Genomic DNA, 18596 nt, shown 5'->3' with positions numbered 1-18596 from the left:
GGCTTGGTTTTGTTCTCCCGGCCGGAGCGCCTGTGCCCCGCCCGCTCCCACCCGCCGCCCCCCGACTACTACTAAGTGGCCTGACCCAGGGCGTTGCTGTACCCCTTCGCCGGCCCCTATGGCGCCGTCGACGTTTTGGAGACTGCGTAGATGAAAGCCCGCCTGATCGCCACCGGTGAACGCGCACCCAGCTGGGTCGCGCAGGGTTTCGCCGAATACCAGAAGCGGCTGTCGCACTGGCTGCCGTTCGAACTGGTGGAAATCGAGCCGGGCCTGCGTGGCAAGGGCCGCGATGCGCGTCGCGCCACCGAGGACGAAGGCAAGCGTGTGATCGCTGCGCTGCCGAAGAATGCCTACGTGGTGGCGCTGGACGTGCCGGGCCGCCAGCTCAGTTCGGAACAGCTCGCGCACCGCCTGGAGCATTGGCGCGGGCAGGGCAGGGACCTGGCGTTCCTGATCGGTGGCCCGGAAGGGCACTCGCCGGAAGTGTCCGCGCTGGCCGATGAGAAGTGGTCGATCGGACCGCTGACCCTGCCGCACATGCTGGTGCGGCTGGTGGTCGCCGAGCAGCTGTATCGGGCCGCCGCAATGATTGCGAATCACCCCTACCATCGCGCGTGAAGAGTGGTTATACTAGTCGTCTGCCCGAATAGCTCAGCCGGTTAGAGCACTTGACTGTTAATCAGGGGGTCGTTGGTTCGAGTCCAACTTCGGGCGCCACCTTTGAAAACCCGCATCGTGAGATGCGGGTTTTTTTGCGTCCACTGTCAGGCGCTGAAATTCCTGTAGAGCCGAACCCACGTTCGGCTGCTTCTGCATCGTCGCGTCAGTCGAGCATGGCTCGACTCTACAAAGCGACGCAGTCGAGCATGGCTCGACGCTAGAGGCACCGCAAAAGCAAAGGCCCGGGCAGATGCCCGGGCCTTTGCAGATGACGCGCCTTCGATTACTTGAAGGTGTACTTGGCGCCCACGGTGAAGTAGCGGCCAATTGCACCGCTGAAGTGCAGCGGGTTGTAGTTGACCGCACCGTAGGTGCTGGGGTCGAGCGGAGCGATGCGGTCGAACACGTTCTGCACCGAGGCGTTCAGTTCGAAGGCTTCGGTGATGTTCCAGCGGCCGGACAGGTCGAAGGTGGTGAAGGAGGAGATCTTCTCCACCGGCGAACCGTCTTCATAGAAGGCCAGGTAGTCGCCACCGCGGCGGTCCTTGTTCTCCATGCTGTCGATGTAGTTCACCACACCACTGACGCTCCACGGACCCTGCTTCCAGGTAGTGCCGAAGTTGATCTTGTCCTGCGGCGTACCGATGCAGTTGGTCACGTCGCAGTTGCCGTGGGTGCCGACGTAATCGACGGTGGTGTCACCCTCGGTACGTTCAAACTTCAGGATGTGGCTCCACTGCAGGTCCATTTCCAGCTGGCCGGCGCCGAAGTCGAAGGTCTGGCGCACGTCGGTGTCGATACCGCGGACACGCGAGGAGTTGGCGTTCACGTACGCGGTGTTGACTGCCAGGATCGTGCCGCTGTTGGCCACGCCACCGATGTTGTTGGAATCGCGCAGGACGTTGCCGGCGGCGATCGCATCGGCGGTGCTGCCCTGTGCGATTTCGTTGGTACGCTTGATTTCCCAGGCGTCAACGGTCAGCGAGGTGGTGGAGGTCGGCTGCAGCACGATACCCACCGAGTAGCTCTTGGACTCTTCCGGCTTCAGGTCCTTGTTCGGGCGGGTGATGATCGCCACCGAGCGCGCGGTGCACTCGTTGGCCGGATCGATGGCGCAGCGCACCGGATCGCGGGCGTTGGAGAAGGCGGCCAGGCCACCGTCACCGTTCTCGGCCGGGTTCGGCGCGCGGAAGCCTTCGGCGTAGCTGGCGCGCAGGGCGATCCAGTCGGCCGGGGTCCACTTCACGCCCAGCTTCGGCGTGGCCTTGCCTTCACCGCTCTCGTACTTGTCATAACGCACGGCGCCCGACAGTTCCAACGATTCCAGCACCGGTGCGGACAGTTCGGCGTAGCCGGCGTACACGTTCTGGGTGCCGTCATAGGCCGAGTAGCCCAGGCCGATGATCTGGCCGACGTCGGTGAAGGTCTGCGGGGTCAGGCTGTTGCTGGTCTTGCGCCACTCGGTACCGAAGGCCAGGCCCAGCGGGCCGCCCTTCAGGTCCATCAGGCTGCGCGAGATGGTGAAGTCGAACATGTCCAGGCTGGACTTGGCGCGGGCGCTGATGGTCGGGCTGATCGCGTCGTAGACCGACTGCGGGGTCAGCGAGGCGTTGTCACCGATGCGCCAGGTGCCGTACGGACAGGCCGGATTGCCCAGCACGCAGCGCACGGCGTCATAGTTCAGGAAGCCGGTGCGCTTGTTGACCAGGTCGGTGCCCGAGTGCAGGTAGGCGGTGTCGTAGCTCCACTCACCCCAGTTGCCCTTGACGCCCACCAGGAAGCGGTTGAACTCGTTGGTGTTGTTGGTCACGCGCGGGCCCACGTCCCAGGCGCTGTAGCGCAGGCGCGCAGCGTAGGGCAGCGGATTGTCCGGATGGCCGGCGTAGAGCATGGTCGCACCGGCGCCGCTGTTGGCGTTGACCGGGCCGCCGGGGTAACCCCAGCCGCCGGACACGCCGGACGGCGTGTTGCTGAAGATGGTTTCCTTCTTCGAGTAGCCGATCTCGGTGTAGACCTCGCCGCCTTCACCGAAGGCGAAGCTGGCACGGCCGAACACGTTGACGTACTTCTCTTCCGGGGTCAGGTCACGGTACAGCTGTGCCGGATCCCACAGGCAGCCCTGTGCCTGGGCGGTGGCATCGGTCTGGCCCGGAATCGTGGTCACGCCCGCGCAACCCGGCAGCGCAACCAGCTGGCCGGCGTTGTTGAACACCGAACCGTTCGGGCCGGTGCCGCCGGCAGTGCCGCCGGACAGGAAGGCGCCACCGAGGAACTGCGCGTCAGCGGCGTCGTAGCCCCAGCGACGGATATCGCCGGTGCCGATCCACTTGCGGTTCTTGCGGTCGCTGATCTGGATGCGGTCGGTCTTGCCGACGTCCAGGCTGAAGAACGCGTTCCAGCCGTCGCTGGCGAGGTCGCCGGTACCGGCGGTCAGGGTGGCCTTCTTGGCATCACCATCGCCGTCGCCGGACACGCCGTACGAACCGCGCAGGATCGCGCCCTGGAAGTCACTGCGCAGAATGATGTTGACCACGCCGGCGATCGCATCGGAACCGTAGATGGCCGACGCGCCGTCCTTCAGCACTTCCACGCGCTCGACGGCGTCGAGCGGGATGGTGCTCAGATCGGTGAACACCTTCTGGCCATCATCGGCCAGGCCGTAGGTCGCCATGCGGCGGCCGTTCAACAGCACCAGGGTCGAACCGGCACCGAGGCCGCGCAGCGAAATGCCCGCGCCGCCACCGGCGAAACCATTGCCGAAGGTCTTGGGAATGGAGCCGGCGCCATCGGCGGTCAGCGTCTGCAGGTACTCGGCAACCGTGGTCTTGCCGGTGCGATCGATTTCCTGGCGGGTCACCACCTGCACCGGAGACGGCGTCTCGGTGTTGGTGCGCGGGATGTTGGAACCGGTGACCGTGATGCGGTCAAGGTTGGTGGCCTGTTCCTGTGCGAAGGCAGAGGAGGAGGCCGCGGCGCCGGCCAGCAGCAGGGTGCCGCCAGCGAGGATATGGGTGATGGAAGTTGCCAGGTGGTTTTGGCGGCGGCTGGCGGGCCGTTGGATCGGGTGTTTCACAGCTTCTCTCCTGACTGGAAAACTCGAGCATTGAGGGCGTCATCCGGTATGTACCGGGACGTATCAATCTAGGTTTCTGGCAGGTGACGGAGCTGTGAAGTTTTACTGAATTCGTAACGATCTTTCGACAGAAGCGAAATGTTTTGGCGCGAACGGCTCTTGACGGGGGCCGAACTCGGAAAAAGGGCGACCCGGCATCGCGCCGGGCCGCCCGCGGGCCTCAGTCGGGCAGCGAGAACTGCACCGGCACCATGCCGATGGCCGGCACGGCCACGCCGTCACGCTCGGCCGGCACGAACCGCCACTGGCGCAGCACCTGCTGGCGGGCGGCCTGGTCCAGGCTGCGCGAGCCGCTGCTGCGCTCGATGCTGACGTTCACCGGCTTGCCGCTGGTATCCACCTCGACCCGCAGCAGCACGGTCCCCTGCTCATGGTTGCGCAGCGCCGGGACCGGATAGGCCGGCGGCGGGGCGCTGCGGTACTGCAGCTGCACCCCGGCCATCGGCGTGGATGGCGCCAGGCTCGGTGCCGCCTGCACGGGGGCCGGTTCGGCTGCGGGCAGGATGATGCCCTGGGCCTCTTCCAGCGACGCGGTCGGGGCCGGCAGCGGCGGGACTACGGTCGGCGCGGCGTGGGGCGTGGGCCTGACCTCGGCCTGCACCGGTTGCGGCTCCACCGGCGGCGGTTCCGGCGGCTTCGGCTGCTCCTTGGGAATAAGCCTGACCTCGGTGGTGTCGCGGGGCAGGGCGGTGATGGCCTGGTAGGTTGCCGGGATCAGCAGCAACAGGAAGGCCAGCAGGTGCAGGGCGATGGCCGCGCTCCAGGCGGCGACGCGGGCGGGATCGAACTGCAGCGGTACAACGGGATACGTACGAACCATGGTCCACCTCCATGCCAGTGACGAAGTCCTCAACGCACCAGGGCCGCCATCGGGGTTGCCGCACGCGGCTGGCAGTCAATCATTAGCGCCGCCCCCCGGCCACTGCCTAGAGGCAGGGGCGACGTCGTTGGGCTGGGCTTCATGAACGGGTAGCGCCGGGCCATGCCCGGCGGGAGAGGCCGCGCCGCTGCGCTCGCGGAGCACGGCCCCGCGCTGCCTGGGCGGCACGTGGTAGACGGCCCGCCAATGAAAACGGCGCCCCGAAGGGCGCCGCGTGTGTTCTTGCGATGCGCTCGCGGGGCCGGGCCCCGCGCTACCGGTTACCGCCCCAGTTCGAACACCACGTCCAGGTTCACCGACACGGTCGATTCACCCGGCGCCACCGGGGTGGCCTTGTCCATTGCCGCACCGGCGGCCATGGCCCGCATCATCGGCATCGGGCGGAAGCCGCCGTTGCTGTTCTCGGAAATGCTGACGATGCGGCGCACCTGCAGGCCCAGCGATTTCGCATAGGTCTGGGCGCGGGCCTGGGCCTTCTTCAGCGCGGCCAGGCGGGCTTCGTCATAGACCGGCTCGGGCTGGTCGATCTCGAACTGCGGGCCGTTGATCTGGTTGGCGCCCTGCGCGGCCAGGGCGTCGAGCACCTTGCCCAGCCTGGCGATGTCGCGCACCTTCAGGCTGACCGTGTTGCTGGCCTGGTAGCCGGTGATCTTCGGCGCCTCGTTGTCGGCGTAGCGGTACTGCGGGTTGAGGCTGACGCCGCTGGTCTGTACGTCGCGTTCGGCAATGCCGGCAGCCTTGATCGCGGCCAGCACCTTGTCCATCTGCTGGGCGTTCTCGCGCATGGCGCTGTTGCCGTCTGCGGCCTGGGTGACGACACCGGCCGACAGGGTGGCCACGTCCGGCACGCGGGTGGCCTCGGCGTTGGCCGAGATGTTCAGCAGGGTGCCTTCGGCCGGGGCGGCGATCGACGGCGACGACGGGGCGGCGTGGGCGGTCATCGAGGCTCCAATAGCGAGGGACAGGGCAAGCAGCAGCGGGGTGGCGGTGCGGCGCATGGGATCGCCTTGGTGTGGCGGTGAGGTTGGTGTCGCAGCGATGAACGCGCTGTGAGTCCGTTCGGGGTTGGACGCGCATCGGGCGGGGTTGCCGACGATTCAGGCAGTGCCCTCAGGTTATGCTGTGCTGATGCTCTATCTTGCTTCCCGCTCCCCCCGACGCAACCAGCTGCTGGCCCGACTCGGACGCCCCTTCCAGGCCCTCGACCTGGAGGTGCCCGAGGTGCGTGCGGCTGCCGAAAGTGCCGAAGCCTATGTATGCCGCGTCGCGGCCGACAAGGCGCGCGCCGGCCTGGCCGCGGTGCTGGCCACCGACCCTCAGGCGCGGGTGCTGGGCTCGGACACCGAGGTCGTGCTGGACGGCGAAGTATTCGGCAAGCCGGCCGATGCGGCCGACGCGCGGGCGATGCTGGCGCGGCTGGCCGGGCGCACCCACCAGGTGATGACCGCCGTGGTGGTGGTGGGCGCTGGCGGGCTGGACAGCGAGCTGGTCGTGTCCGAGGTCACCTTCGCCCCGGTCAGCGCGGCCGACATCGCCGCCTACGTGGCCACCGGCGAGCCGCTGGACAAGGCCGGCGCCTACGCCATCCAGGGCGGGGCCGAGCGCTGGATCGAACACCTTTCCGGCAGCTACTCCGGCGTGATGGGGTTGCCGCTGCTTCACACCGATCGTCTGCTGGCGCGCTGCGGCGTGCCGGCCCCCATTGCCGATGCCGCCAGGGAGGCTGCCGATGTCTGAGGAAATCCTGGTCAATGTGACCCCGCGCGAGACCCGTGTCGCGGTGATCGAAAACGGCATGCTGCAGGAGCTGCACATCGAACGCGGCTGGCGCCGCGGCGTGGTCGGCAACATCTACAAGGGCAAGGTGCAGCGGGTGATGCCCGGCATGCAGGCGGCCTTCGTCGAGGTCGGCCTGGAGCGCGCGGCGTTCCTGCATGCCAACGACGTGATCCGGCCGGCCCCGGTGGCCAGCGCCGATACCGAGAACACCACCCTGCCGCCGCCGTCCAGCGTGCCCATCGTCGAGCTGCTGCGCGACGGCCAGGACATCGTGGTGCAGGTGGTGAAGGACCCGATCGGCACCAAGGGCGCGCGCCTGACCACGCAGATCAGCATTCCCTCGCGCTACATGGTGCTGCTGCCGCAGTCCAAGGTGGTGGGCGTGTCGGCGCGCATCGAGGATGAAGGCGAGCGCGCACGGCTGAAGGCACTGGTGACCGAACTGTCGGCCCAGCACGGCGGCTACGGCTACATCGTGCGCACCAATGCCGAAGGCCAGCCGGCCGAAGCCATCGCTGAAGACGTGGCCTACCTGTCGCGCGTCTGGAACGTGGTCGAGCGCCGCGGCCGCGAGGCGCCCTCGTGCAGCAACATCTATGAAGACCTGAGCCTGCCGCTGCGTTCGGTGCGCGACCTGATCCGCAAGGACGTGGACAAAGTTAAGGTCGACTCGAAGGAGACCTTCGCCCAGCTCCAGGCCTTCGTGGCCAAGTACATGCCTGTTCTGGCCGAGAAGCTGGAACTGTATTCGGGCGACCGGCCGATCTTCGACATGTTCGGCGTCGAGGACGAGATCGGTCGCGCGCTGGACAAGCAGGTGCCGCTGAAGTCCGGTGGCTACCTGGTCATCGACCAGACCGAGGCGATGACCACCATCGACGTGAACACCGGTTCGTTCGTCGGCCAGCGCAACCTGGAAGAAACCGTGTTCCGCACCAACCTGGAGGCCGCGCAGGCGGTGGCCAGGCAGCTGCGGCTGCGCAACCTGGGCGGCATCATCATCATCGATTTCATCGACATGGATGATCCCGAGCACCGCCGCCAGGTGCTGCGCACGCTGGAGAAGGCCCTGGCCCGCGACCACGCCAAGACCACGGTGTACGACTTCTCGCCGCTGGGCCTGGTCGAGATGACCCGCAAGCGCACGGTGGAAAGCCTGGAGCGGCAGCTGTCGGAAACCTGCCCGCAGTGCAGCGGGCGCGGCTCGATCAAGACCACCGAGACGGTGACCTACGAGATCTTCCGCGAGATCACCCGCGCCGTACGCCAGTTCGAGGCGGCGCGCCTGCTGGTGATCGCGTCGACCAAGGTGGTGGCGCGCATCACCGACGAGGAATCGGCGGCGGTGGCCGAGCTGGAGGAATTCCTCGGCAAGAGCATCCGCTTCCAGGCCGATGAGCAGTACCTGCAGGAGCAGTTCGATGTCGTTCTGCTCTGAGCCGCGCGGACCGGGCGCCGGTCGAGGCCGATGAGCGCGCCGCCGCGCCTGCGACTGCGAAGGATCCGCCGTCATTTCGTTGCTGCCTGCGCGGTCGGCCTGGTCGTGCTTGCGCTGCTGGTGGGGACGCTCAGCCAGCTGCTGCCGCTGGCCGAGCGCCACCCCGAGGCGATCGCCGCGTGGCTGAGTGAGCGTGCCGGGCAACCGGTGCGTTTTGAACAACTGGACACCGCCTGGACCCGGCGCGGCCCGCTGCTGCAGCTCAAGGGCCTGCGCATCGGCGCGGGTCAGGGCCTGGCCATCGGCGAGGCCGAGGTGCTGGTGTCGATGTACAGCGGCCTGCTGCCGGGCCGTTCGCTGACCGAGCTGCGCCTGCGCGGCCTGGCCCTGGACCTGCAGCAGGGCAGTGACGGCCGCTGGTCGGTACGTGGCCTGCCGCAGTCCAGCAGCGGCGGTGATCCGCTGGATGCGCTGCGCCGGCTGGGCGAACTGCAGGTGATCGGTGGCCGCCTCGGCGTGCATGCGCCCGGCCTGGGTGTGGATGCCACGCTGCCGCGCATCGACCTGCGCCTGCGCGTGGATGGCGACCGCCTGCGGGTGGGCGTGCGCGCCTGGGCACAGACCGACGCGCTGCCGCTGACCGCGGTGCTGGATCTGGACCGCCGCCACGGCAATGGCCAGGCTTGGCTGGGCGCGGATCCTGTCGACTTCAAAGCCTGGTCGCCGTTGCTGGCGGCCGGCGGCCTGCGCCTGCGCGAAGGCAAGGGCGAACTCAACCTGTGGCTGGTCCTGCGCGATTTCGCGCCGGTGGCCCTGACCACCGATTCTGACCTGCGCGAAGTCCGCGTCGACGGCGCGCCTCTGCAGGGCGCGCCGCTACAGAGCACGACCACGCCGGGCCTGCAGCTGCAGCGCGTGCAGGCGCGACTGCGCTGGCAGCGCCAGGGCGATGGCTGGGCGCTGCAGGTGCCACGCCTGCGCCTGCAGAACGGGCCGGACGAACAACAGCTCGATGGCCTGCAGGTGCAGGTGGGCAGGCAGCTGCGGATCAGCAGCGGGCCGGTGCAGGCCGGGACTGCGCTGCGCGCGCTGGCGCTGAGCGACCGCCTGGAACCGGGCCTGCGCCGCTGGCTGTACCTGTCCAAGCCGCAGCTGGATGTGCAGTCGCTGCAGCTGCAGGGCGAGCGCGACGGCCCGTTGTGGGCGCAGGGTGAACTGCGGGCGCTGGGCTTTGCCAGCGTTGGCGATGCCCCGGGCGTGCGTGGCCTGGGCGGTCGTTTCGAAGGCGATGCCGATGGCTTCAGCCTGCAGCTGAAGCCCCAGCAGGAGCTGCAGTTCGACTGGCCGACCGGTTTCGGCGAGCGCCACGACCTGCACCTGGCCGGGCAGATCGTCGGCTGGCGTGACGAAGCCGGCGGCTGGCGCATCGGCACCCCGGCGATGCGCGTGGAAGGCACCAACTATGCGGCCGACGTACGTGGCGGCGTCTGGTTGCAGGGCGACGGCACGCGCCCGTGGCTGCAGCTGGCGGCCAAGCTGGACGACGTGCCGATGACCGCGGCCAAGCGGTTCTGGATCCATTCCAGGATGAGCAAGGGCGCCACCGACTGGCTGGATGCGGCCTTGGTGGGCGGCCAGGTGCGCGGCGGGATCGGCCTGGTCAGCGGAGACCTGGACGATTGGCCGTTCGACCACAACGATGGCCGCTTCGAGGCCACCGGCCACATCAGCAACGGTGATATCCGCTTCCAGCACGACTGGCCGCTGATGGGCCAGGTCGACGCCGATATCGCTTTCATCGGGCCGGGCTTCCACATGCAGGGCCGCGGTGATCTGGCCGGCGTGGCGGTGCAGAAGTTCGAGGCCGGCATCGAAGATTTCGGCCACGCGCCGCTGTACGTGCGTGCCGACAGCCAGAGCGAGGCGGGGCGCCTGCTGGCGATGCTGCGGCAGAGTGGCCTGCACAAGGACTACGGCGACACGCTCGACAACCTGGTTGCCAGCGGCCCGGCCAACGTGCACTTCGACCTGCTCCAGCCGCTGCACCGCGATGAAGGCGGCGGGCACCTGCAGGGCAGGGTGGACCTGGCCGGTGTGAAGCTGGTGGACAAGCGCTTCGATCTGGAATTCGACGCCATGCAGGGCCAGGCCCACTACGGCAGCGGTGGCTTTGCCGCCGAGGAGCTGGCCGTGCGCCACCTCGGCCAGGACGGCCGCCTGAGCCTGCGTGCCGGCGGCTATGTGCGCAACCCGGCGCTGGCCTTTGAATCGGAACTGGCAGCACGCCTGGATGCCAAGGTGCTGATCGACCGCGCGCCGGAAATGGCCTGGCTGAAGCCCTATCTGGAAGGCACCTCGGCCTGGACCGTCGCCGTCAACCTGCCCAAGGTGGCGCCCGGTGCGCCGGCCCCGCCCAGCGAGCTGCGCCTGCATTCGGACCTGGTGGGGACCCGCTTGGACCTGCCGGCACCGCTGGACAAGCCGGCCGCCGATGCGCTGGCGACCACCGTGTCGGCACAGCTGCCGATGGGCGACGGCCGCATCGACGTGGCGTTCGGCCAGCGCCTGGCCCTGGCCGCGCGCACCCACAATAGCCAGACCGGCGTGCAGGTCACGATGGGCAGCGACCGCGTTGACCGCGACCCGCCGCCCAGCGGGCTGGCCATCAACGGCCGCAGCCCGACCCTGGATGCGCTGGAATGGATCGGCCTTGCCCGTGGCGCCGGTGGCGATGGCGATCCCATGCCGCTGCGCGCGGTGGACGTGCAGGTCGGCAGGCTGATGCTGATCGGAGGCATCTTCGAACAGACGCGGCTGCAGCTGCGGCCGGGCGCGCAGGCGCTGGACGTGCGCCTGGACGGCCCTTCGCTGGCCGGCCACCTGAGCGTGCCCAATGCCGATGGCGGCACCATCAGCGGCCAGCTCGACCGCGTGCACTGGCAGTCACCGCCGGCCGCACCAGGCGTCGACACCGCTGTGGCCGCGACGCGGCCGCAGACCGGTGCCGATGACTTGGACCCTGCCAAGCTGCCGCCGTTCGCCCTGCACATCGCCGACCTGAAATTCGGCAAGGTGATGCTGGGCCAGGCGGTGCTGCGCACGCGCCCGCTGGGCAACGGCCTGAGCGTGGACGAGCTGCGCTTCCGTGCCCCGGAGCAGGAGATCGACATCACCGGCCGCTGGCTGGGCAAGGGCGCCGGCGCGCGCACCGAACTGACCGCCAAGGTGCGCAGCGAAGATCTGGGCGGGCTGATGCAGAACCTCGACTACGCTGGCCAGCTGCGCGGCGGCTCCGGCCAGGCGCAGCTGCAGGCGGCCTGGGCGGGCGGGCCGTCGGATTTCCAGCTGGGCAACCTGCAGGGCACGCTCGACATCGATGCGCGCAACGGCCAGCTGCTGGAACTGGACCCCGGCGCGGGCCGCGTGCTCGGCCTGCTCAGCGTGGCCCAGCTGCCGCGTCGCCTGATGTTCGATTTCCGCGATTTCTTCTCCAAGGGCTTCGCCTTCAACCATATCGAAGGCGGCATGCAGTTCGGCGATGGCATGGCGCGCACCGACAAGGTGCTGATCGAAGGCCCGGCGGCCAACATCACCATCCGTGGCCAGACCGACCTGCGCCAGCAGCAGTTCGACCAGACCATCGACGTCAATCCCCGTGCAGGCAACCTGCTGACCGTGGTCGGCGCGGTGGCCGGCGGGCCGGTGGGCGCGGCGCTGGGTGCGGCCACCAATGCGGTATTGTCAAAGCCACTCGGAGAGATCGGCGCCCGGACCTACCGGGTGACCGGCCCCTGGAAGGAGCCGAAGGTGGAGGTGATCGAGCGCAGCCGTGACCGGACCCCGGCGCCGCCCCGCGCGCCTGCACCGGCCCCGTCCGTGCCGCCGACCGTCACCGACCCGCCGCGCCCGCGTTGAGCGTCGCGGCCCCTGTTCATCCGGCGGCCTTGCCTGGCCGCCTCCAGACCCCCAGATCGAGACAATGACTGATAACGCACTGACGCTTGCCCAGGACCGCCTGCTGCGCCCCGGTGGCCTGGATACCGCCGGCCTGGAGCGCACCTTCGGCCAGCTGCTCGGCCCCGGCGTGGACTTCGGCGACCTGTATTTCCAGCACGCCCGGCGCGAAAGCTGGAGCGTGGAGGACGGCATCGTCAAGGACGGCGCCCACTCCATCGAGCAGGGCGTGGGCGTGCGCGCCATCGCCGGCGAGAAGACCGGCTTCGCCTATTCCGATGACATCCATGCCGACGCGCTGCTGACCGCCGCGCAGTCGGCCCGCGCGATCTCGCGCGAAGGCGGCGCCCAGGCCGGGCGTTCGCTGCTGCGCGGCAACGCGCGCGCGCTGTACCCGACCCTGGACCCGATCGACAGCCTGGGCAACGAGGCCAAGGTCGAGGTCCTCAAGCGCCTGGACGGTTACCTGCGTGCCGCCGACCCGCGCGTGAAGCAGGTGATGGTGAGCCTGTCCGGGGGCGTGGACACCGTGCTGGTGGCCCGTACCGACGGCGTGCTGGGCGCCGACGTGCGCCCGCTGGTGCGGCTGAACGTGCAGGTGATCGTCGAGCAGAACGGCCGTCGTGAATCGGGCTATGCCGGCGGCGGTGGCCGCTATGGCTATGCCGAACTGTTCGCCGATGGCCGTCCCGAAGCCTTCGCCCGCGAGGCCCTGCGCCAAGCGCTGGTGAACCTCGAAGCCGTACCGGCTCCGGCCGGCGTGATGCCGGTGGTGCTCGGCCCGGGCTGGCCCGGCGTGCTGCTGCATGAAGCCGTTGGCCATGGCCTGGAAGGCGACTTCAACCGAAAGGGCACCAGCGTCTACGCCGGCCGCATCGGCGAACGCGTGGCCGCCCCGGGCGTGACCATCGTCGACGACGGCACCCTGGACGGGCGCCGCGGTTCGCTCAACATCGATGACGAGGGCCACCCGAGCCAGTGCACTACGCTGATCGAGGACGGCATCCTGGTCGGCTACATGCAGGACAGCCTCAATGCCCGCCTGATGGGCGTGGCGCCGACCGGCAACGGGCGTCGCGAGTCGTTCGCGCACCTGACCATGCCGCGCATGACCAACACCTACATGCGCGCCGGCGAGCACGATCCGCAGGAAATGATCCGCTCGGTGAAGAAGGGCCTGTATGCGGTCAACTTCGGTGGCGGCCAGGTCGACATCACCAGCGGCAAGTACGTGTTCTCGGCCACCGAGGCCTACCTGATCGAGGATGGCCGGATCACCGCGCCGGTGAAGGGCGCGACCCTGATCGGCAACGGCCCGGAAACCATGCAGAAGGTGCGCATGGTCGGCAACGACCTGGCCCTGGACGAGGGTGTCGGCATCTGCGGCAAGGATGGCCAGAGCGTGCCGGTGGGCGTGGGCCAGCCCTCGCTGCTGATCGAAGGCATCACCGTCGGCGGTACCCAGGCCTGAGCCGGGCGATGGCCAGCGCCACCGCCCGGGCCGGCGGGGACTCAGTCCTCATCGGCTTCGTCGGTCTCGACGTCGTCGGCCTCATCGGCCGAGGCCTTCAGGCCCAGCGCCGCCGGCAGCATCAGCGTCCGCAGCACCTGGAAGATCTCGCGGTAGGCGCGCGGCGGCTTGTTCTTGGCCTTTTCGGCCTGGGCGTTGCGCACCAGCGTACGCAGCTGCTGGCGGTCGGCCTGCGGGTACTCGTCGAGCAGGGCGCCCAGCGCTTTGTCGCCGTCGGCCAGCAGGCGCTCGCGCCAATCCTCGGCGCGGTGCATCATCGCCACTTCGCGGCGGCCGGTTTCGCTGTTGGCGTCCAGCGCGTCGCGGATCGCGTCCAGCGTGGTGTCTTCCTCGCGGCGCATGTGCTTGGCCAGGAACGCCAGCTGGCGCTTGTGGGCGATGTGGGCGGTGATCCGCTTGCACTCGGCGATATGCGGCAGCAGGTCTTCCGGCACCGGCAGGCGCGCCAGCTGGGCCGGGGTCAGCGACACCAGCTTCTCGCCCAAGGCCAGGACATCGAGCGCGTCGCGCCGGTTCTGGCTGCGGCTCTTGTCGTGGAATTCACCGGTTTCTTCGTCGCGTCCGCGCATCGTCCATACCTGATTTCAAAAAAGTCGCCCGGCGTGATGCCGGGCCCAACCCGCACAGGATAAAGCATTGAACGTGATCGCCCCTGAAGTGGCCGTCGGCGACGACAGTCCGGCCCGTCTGGAACGCCTGGCCGACCTTTCCCAGCAGCTGCTGGAGCGCGCCCGCGCGCTGGGCGCCAGCCAGGCCGAAGTGAGCTGCAGCGAAGACCGCGGGATGGAAGTGAACGTCCGTCTCGGCGAGGTCGAGACCGTGCAGTCCACCCGCGACCGCGGCATCGCCGTGACCGTCTATTTCGGCCAGCGCAAGGGCAGCGCCAGCACCGCCGACCTGAACGAGGCGAGCCTGGCGGCCACCGTCGAGCAGGCCTGCGCGATCGCCCGCCACACCGAGGACGACCCGGCCGCCGGCCTGGCCGACGCGGCGCTGATGGCCCGCGACTTCCCCGACCTGGACAGCTGGCACCCCTGGGCGCTGCAGGCCGACGAGGCGGTGGACCTTGCCCTGGCCTGCGAAGCGGCCGGCCGCGAGGCCGACCCGCGGATCAGCAATTCCGACGGCGCCTCGGTGTCGAGCATGCAGAGCGTCTCGGTCTACGCCAATTCGCACGGCTTCATCGGCCGCGAGCGCGGCACCCACCATTCGGTCGGCTGCGCCCTGATCGCCGGCAGCGGCGACGGCATGCAGCGCGACGGCTGGTACACCGGCGGCCTGGCCCGCGAGGACCTCGAGGCGGCCGACCACGTGGGTCGCCGCGCCGCCGAGCGCACCGTCTCCCGCCTGCAGCCGCGTTCGTTGCCGACCGGCAGCATGCCGGTGCTGTTCGCCCCGGAAGTGGCGCGCAGCCTGGTCGGCCACCTGCTGTCGGCGGTGTCCGGCGGTGCCCTGTACCGCCAGGCCAGCTTCCTGCTGGACAGCGTCGGAGAGCAGCTGTTCCCGGACTGGATGCAGATCGAGGAGCTGCCGCACCTGCGCCGCGGCCTGCGCTCGGCGGCCTTCGACGGCGACGGCGTGGCCACCCGGGCCTCGGCCCTGGTCCGCGACGGCGTTCTGCAGCGCTACGTGCTGGGCAGCTATTCGGCGCGCAAGCTGGGCCTGCAGACCACCGCCAATGCCGGCGGCGTGCACAACCTGCAGCTGGCGGCCAACGCCGCTTCGCTGCAGGACATCGCCCGGCAGATGGGCCAGGGCCTGCTGGTGACCGAGCTGATGGGGCAGGGCGTGAACGGGGTGACCGGCGATTATTCGCGGGGCGCCGGGGGCTTCAAGGTCGAGAACGGCGAGATCCAGTACCCGGTCGACGGCATCACCATCGCCGGCAACCTGCGGGAGATGTTTGCCGCCATCGAAGCGGTCGGCAGCGACGTCGACCCGCGCTCACACATCCGCACCGGCTCGATCCTGGTCGGGCGGATGACCATCGCCGGTAATGATTGATGCCATTGATGGCGTAAGCTATGCGCGCCTGACGCGACCGGCCTGCCGCCGGTCGGTCAAGACCACCCAAAAACAAGGAGTTTTGTCGTGAGCGATTTCGAAAACGTGCCGGCCGCCTCGAGCGTGCCGAGCGACCAGCGCACCATGGCGCTGGCAGCGCACCTGCTGGGCATCTTCACCGGTTTCATCGGTGCCCTGATCATCTGGCTCATCAACAAGGATGACGCCGGCAAGGGCTTCGTCACCGACCAGTCCAAGGAAGCGCTGAACTTCCAGATCACCGTAGCCATCGCGGTGCTGGTCTGCGTGGTCCTCAGCTTCGTCATCATCGGTGCCATCCTGATGCCGATCGTCTACGTGGCCAATCTGGTCCTGTGCATCATCGCGGCAGTGAAATCCAACAACGGCGAAACCTACCGTTATCCGTTCACCCTGCGCCTGATCAAATAAGCGGCAACGATCAACGACGCAGAAAGAAGCGCCCGGCAATGCCGGGCGTTTCCATTTGGGGCGCGTTCGGTAGCGCCGGGCCATGCCCGGCGAGCGCGCCGCGCGGTTGCGTCAGCGATTGCGCTCAGTGATCGCGTTCCACTGCCAGCGTCGCCAGCGCACGCAGTGCGTCGGCTTCTTCGCCATGGCTGGCCAGCACCGACTGCATGCGCGCCGCCAGTTCACGCAGATGCGCCTTGGCACCCTCCATGCCCAGCAGGGCCGGGAAGGTGCTCTTGTCCTGCGCCTGGTCCTTGCCGGCGGTCTTGCCCAGCTGCTCGGAACTGGCTTCGACATCGAGGATGTCATCGCGCACCTGGAAGGCCAGGCCGAGCGCGTCGGCGAAGTCATCCAGCTGGGCCAGCCGTGCCTCGGGGGCGTGGCCGCACAGCGCGCCCATGCGCACCGCGGCGCGGATCAGCGCACCGGTCTTCAGCGCGTGCATGCGGGTGAGTGCGGCCAGCGACTGCTGCTGGCCGGTGGCATCGATATCCAGCGCCTGGCCACCGCACATGCCGGACGCACCGGAGGCGTGGGCCAGGGTCTGCAGGCAGGCCACGCGCAGGGTGGCCGGCAGCGGCGCATCGGCCAGCAGTCCGAACGCACGGGTCTGCAGGGCATCGCCGGCGAGGATCGCGGTGGCCTCGTCGAAGGCGATATGGGTAGTGGGCTTGCCTCGGCGCAGGGCGTCGTCGTCCATCGCCGGCAGGTCGTCATGCACCAGCGAATAGGCGTGGATCATCTCCACCGCCATGGCGGCGGCATCGAGCTGGTCCAGCGGTGCGCCGAACAGCTGGCCGCTGGCATACACCAGCAGCGGGCGCATGCGCTTGCCACCGCCCAGCACCGAATAGCGCATCGCCTGGTGCAGGCGTTGCGGCGCATCGGCCGGCGAGGGCAGGGTGGCGTCGAGCTGGCTTTCGATACGGTCGCGCCAGCGGGCGAACTGCCCTTCAGCCGTCATGGCTGGGCGGGTCGAAGGGTTCTGCGGCTTCGGGCTGGGCCGGATCGCTGAGCAGGCGCACGCGCAGTTCGGCCTGTTCCAGCGCCTGTTGGCACTGGCGGTACAGACCGACGCCACGTTCGTAAGCACTGAGCGAAGCTTCCAGGCTCAGCTCGCCGGTTTCCATCTGCTCCACCAGCTGTTCCAGCGCTTCGAGCGACTGCTCGAACTGGGCAACGGGGGAGGCGTTTTCGGGGGACTTCTTGGCCATGCGACAAGTGTGGACGGCTGCCGCGCGGGGGTCAATTCACCAGCCGCCTGGTCGCCACTGCAACTGCGCATCGTGATCCTGCAGCCACGCCTGCAACGACGCGGAAACGACCACGTCGGCCGCGGCCAGCAGTTGCCCGCCGTCGAACAGCAGCGGCAGCTGCGCGCGCCGCCAGGGCGCCAGGTGCTCGCGCTGCAGGCAGTCCTTCAACGCGTGTGAATGGGTACGGCCGGGCAACAGGATGCGTTCGCCTCCCTGCCGCGCACGCACCTGCAGGGGCCGGTCGAAGGCTGCGCCGCCGAGCAGGCACAGTTGCCCGCCATCGGGCAATGCCAGCAGCCCACGGCCATCCCATGCGACCTGCCAGTCCGTGGGCAGGGCGGGCAGGTGTGCCGGCAGCAGGTAGGCGTGGCCACGCCATTGCTGGATGGCGTGATCCTGCCAGCGCACCTGCGCCTGGCGATCGCTGGAGGCTTCCAGCAGTTCCTGCTGCAGTTGCCGCAGCACCGTGGCCGGCAGCGGTGCGGCGCCATGCGCGCGCACCCACGCACGCAGCACGCGCGCACCGCGCGCGGGCGACACCTGGCGCAGCAGTTCCAGCGACAGCACGCGCGGCGCCACTTCGAGATGGGCGATCAGTTCGGCATCTTCCTCGTCCAGCAACGCCCGGGTCTGCGCGCAATGGTCGGCGCTGCCGGCCAGTGTCGCGGCCGCGTGCGGCCAGCGCTGGCGCAGCAGTGGCATCACGTGCAGGCGCAGGAAATTGCGGTCGGCGTCGTCGCGCGCGTTGCTGGGGTCTTCGATCCAGTGCAGGGCATGCACCAGCGCATAGTCGCGCAGCGCGTCGCGTGCGGTGTGCAGCAGCGGGCGCCACAGGCGGTGGTCGTGCAGGGTGCTGTCGACGGCCATCGACGCCAGTCCATCGATGCCGGAACTGCGCAGTGCACGCAGTAAAAACGTTTCGGCCTGGTCATCCTGGTGCTGGGCCAGTGCCAGCGTTTCGCCGTCATGCAGTTCAGCGGCGAAGGCCGCGCGCCGCGCCTGGCGTGCCGCTGCTTCCACGCCGAGGCCAGCAGCGGTGTCGACCTGCACGCGATGCACGGCGAGTTCGATGCCCAGGGCGTCGCATTGCTGCTGGCATTGCTGCACCCAGGCATCGGCGCTGGCCTGCAGGCCGTGGTGCACGTGCACGGCGCGCAGCGGTGTACCGCTGGCGTGGGTGCAGCGTTGCAGCCAGTGCAGCAGCACGGTCGAGTCCAGGCCGCCGCTGTAGGCGACGAGCAGCGGGGTTTCCAGCGCGACCAGAGTGGGAAAGGTACTCACGGCGGGAAGTATAAAGGGCGTGTCTGGCAGGGCTGCGCCCTGCACCTGCCGAAGCAACGTCAACGTCAACAGCTGGCATTCCGTGGGTTGGTGGGGTGGGTCCGGTTGAGGGGGACGCCGTAAACCCGTCCATGGGGGCTTGGTCGCGGCATCCATGCCGCTCACACCCCCACAACCCGACCCCCCCC

Annotated in this window: 14 protein-coding genes and 1 tRNA gene; 8 read left to right on the top strand and 7 right to left on the bottom strand. The window is 68.9% G+C overall.

What is annotated here, in order from left to right; genetic code table 11:
• The first annotated feature begins 150 nt into the window (after nt 1-150).
• On the top strand, nt 151-621 hold the full coding sequence (gene rlmH / locus AC1VXD_RS18280; RefSeq protein ID WP_482993237.1) for a 23S rRNA (pseudouridine(1915)-N(3))-methyltransferase RlmH: 471 nt from the start codon (nt 151-153) through the stop codon (nt 619-621).
• Nucleotides 622-643: 22 nt separating this feature from the next.
• Nucleotides 644-720: transfer RNA gene (locus AC1VXD_RS18275), tRNA-Asn, on the top strand.
• A 226-nt stretch (nt 721-946) separates the two neighbouring features.
• On the opposite strand, the gene AC1VXD_RS18270 is transcribed toward AC1VXD_RS18275, so the two are convergent.
• The 3 genes from AC1VXD_RS18270 to AC1VXD_RS18260 all read right to left on the bottom strand — a co-directional run bounded on the left by AC1VXD_RS18270 (nt 947) and on the right by AC1VXD_RS18260 (nt 5674).
• On the bottom strand, nt 947-3736 hold the full coding sequence (locus tag AC1VXD_RS18270) for a TonB-dependent receptor (RefSeq protein WP_482993236.1): 2790 nt from the start codon (nt 3734-3736) through the stop codon (nt 947-949).
• 220 nt (nt 3737-3956) lie between these two features.
• Nucleotides 3957-4616 (bottom strand): energy transducer TonB, encoded by a 660-nt coding sequence (locus AC1VXD_RS18265; protein ID WP_482993235.1) that lies wholly within the window; start codon nt 4614-4616, stop codon nt 3957-3959.
• A 320-nt stretch (nt 4617-4936) separates the two neighbouring features.
• Nucleotides 4937-5674, bottom strand: a complete 738-nt coding sequence (locus AC1VXD_RS18260; RefSeq protein ID WP_482993234.1) for an SIMPL domain-containing protein — start codon at nt 5672-5674, stop codon at nt 4937-4939.
• Between the two features lie 130 nt (nt 5675-5804).
• On the opposite strand from AC1VXD_RS18260, the gene AC1VXD_RS18255 reads away from it, so the two are divergent.
• The 4 genes from AC1VXD_RS18255 to tldD all read left to right on the top strand — a co-directional run bounded on the left by AC1VXD_RS18255 (nt 5805) and on the right by tldD (nt 13318).
• Nucleotides 5805-6413, top strand: a complete 609-nt coding sequence (locus AC1VXD_RS18255; protein ID WP_482993233.1) for a Maf family nucleotide pyrophosphatase — start codon at nt 5805-5807, stop codon at nt 6411-6413.
• Nucleotides 6406-7893: a ribonuclease G gene (rng, locus tag AC1VXD_RS18250; RefSeq protein ID WP_116864711.1), complete on the top strand. Its 1488-nt coding sequence runs from the start codon at nt 6406-6408 to the stop codon at nt 7891-7893. Before AC1VXD_RS18255 ends, rng begins: the two co-directional genes overlap by 8 nt.
• Before the next feature lie 30 nt (nt 7894-7923).
• Nucleotides 7924-11808, top strand: coding sequence for a YhdP family protein (locus AC1VXD_RS18245; RefSeq protein WP_482993232.1), 3885 nt, complete (start codon nt 7924-7926; stop codon nt 11806-11808).
• Nucleotides 11809-11872: 64 nt separating this feature from the next.
• On the top strand, nt 11873-13318 hold the full coding sequence (gene tldD / locus AC1VXD_RS18240) for a metalloprotease TldD (RefSeq protein ID WP_200753320.1): 1446 nt from the start codon (nt 11873-11875) through the stop codon (nt 13316-13318).
• A gap of 41 nt (nt 13319-13359) precedes the next feature.
• On the opposite strand, the gene yjgA is transcribed toward tldD, so the two are convergent.
• Nucleotides 13360-13947: a ribosome biogenesis factor YjgA gene (yjgA, locus tag AC1VXD_RS18235; RefSeq protein WP_482993231.1), complete on the bottom strand. Its 588-nt coding sequence runs from the start codon at nt 13945-13947 to the stop codon at nt 13360-13362.
• A gap of 67 nt (nt 13948-14014) precedes the next feature.
• Here yjgA and pmbA point away from each other — a divergent pair, with 67 nt between their 5' ends.
• On the top strand, nt 14015-15382 hold the full coding sequence (pmbA, locus tag AC1VXD_RS18230) for a metalloprotease PmbA (RefSeq protein ID WP_482993230.1): 1368 nt from the start codon (nt 14015-14017) through the stop codon (nt 15380-15382).
• A gap of 87 nt (nt 15383-15469) precedes the next feature.
• Nucleotides 15470-15832, top strand: coding sequence for a DUF4870 domain-containing protein (locus AC1VXD_RS18225; protein ID WP_482993229.1), 363 nt, complete (start codon nt 15470-15472; stop codon nt 15830-15832).
• 124 nt (nt 15833-15956) lie between these two features.
• On the opposite strand, the gene AC1VXD_RS18220 is transcribed toward AC1VXD_RS18225, so the two are convergent.
• Genes AC1VXD_RS18220 through tilS form a run of 3 tightly spaced genes read right to left on the bottom strand, consistent with a single transcriptional unit; the run spans nt 15957 to nt 18408 of the window.
• Nucleotides 15957-16835 (bottom strand): polyprenyl synthetase family protein, encoded by an 879-nt coding sequence (locus AC1VXD_RS18220; protein WP_482993228.1) that lies wholly within the window; start codon nt 16833-16835, stop codon nt 15957-15959.
• Nucleotides 16825-17085, bottom strand: coding sequence for an exodeoxyribonuclease VII small subunit (locus tag AC1VXD_RS18215; protein ID WP_482993227.1), 261 nt, complete (start codon nt 17083-17085; stop codon nt 16825-16827). Before AC1VXD_RS18215 ends, AC1VXD_RS18220 begins: the two co-directional genes overlap by 11 nt.
• A 36-nt stretch (nt 17086-17121) precedes the next feature.
• Complete coding sequence (gene tilS, locus AC1VXD_RS18210) at nt 17122-18408, bottom strand: tRNA lysidine(34) synthetase TilS (protein WP_482993226.1); 1287 nt, start codon at nt 18406-18408, stop codon at nt 17122-17124.
• Nucleotides 18409-18596: the final 188 nt, after the last annotated feature.

The organism is Stenotrophomonas sp. STEN054 (genome assembly GCF_056854535.1).
This window is presented reverse-complemented; position numbering and strand designations above follow the sequence as displayed.

Coding starts and splice junctions, on each gene's coding strand:
- rlmH (WP_482993237.1), top strand. CDS start 151: ATGAAAGCCCGCCTGATCGCCACCGGTGAACGCGCACCCAGCTGGGTC.
- AC1VXD_RS18265 (WP_482993235.1), bottom strand. CDS start 4,616: ATGGTTCGTACGTATCCCGTTGTACCGCTGCAGTTCGATCCCGCCCGC.
- AC1VXD_RS18260 (WP_482993234.1), bottom strand. CDS start 5,674: ATGCGCCGCACCGCCACCCCGCTGCTGCTTGCCCTGTCCCTCGCTATT.
- AC1VXD_RS18255 (WP_482993233.1), top strand. CDS start 5,805: ATGCTCTATCTTGCTTCCCGCTCCCCCCGACGCAACCAGCTGCTGGCC.
- rng (WP_116864711.1), top strand. CDS start 6,406: ATGTCTGAGGAAATCCTGGTCAATGTGACCCCGCGCGAGACCCGTGTC.
- AC1VXD_RS18245 (WP_482993232.1), top strand. CDS start 7,924: ATGAGCGCGCCGCCGCGCCTGCGACTGCGAAGGATCCGCCGTCATTTC.
- tldD (WP_200753320.1), top strand. CDS start 11,873: ATGACTGATAACGCACTGACGCTTGCCCAGGACCGCCTGCTGCGCCCC.
- yjgA (WP_482993231.1), bottom strand. CDS start 13,947: ATGCGCGGACGCGACGAAGAAACCGGTGAATTCCACGACAAGAGCCGC.
- AC1VXD_RS18220 (WP_482993228.1), bottom strand. CDS start 16,835: ATGACGGCTGAAGGGCAGTTCGCCCGCTGGCGCGACCGTATCGAAAGC.
- AC1VXD_RS18215 (WP_482993227.1), bottom strand. CDS start 17,085: ATGGCCAAGAAGTCCCCCGAAAACGCCTCCCCCGTTGCCCAGTTCGAG.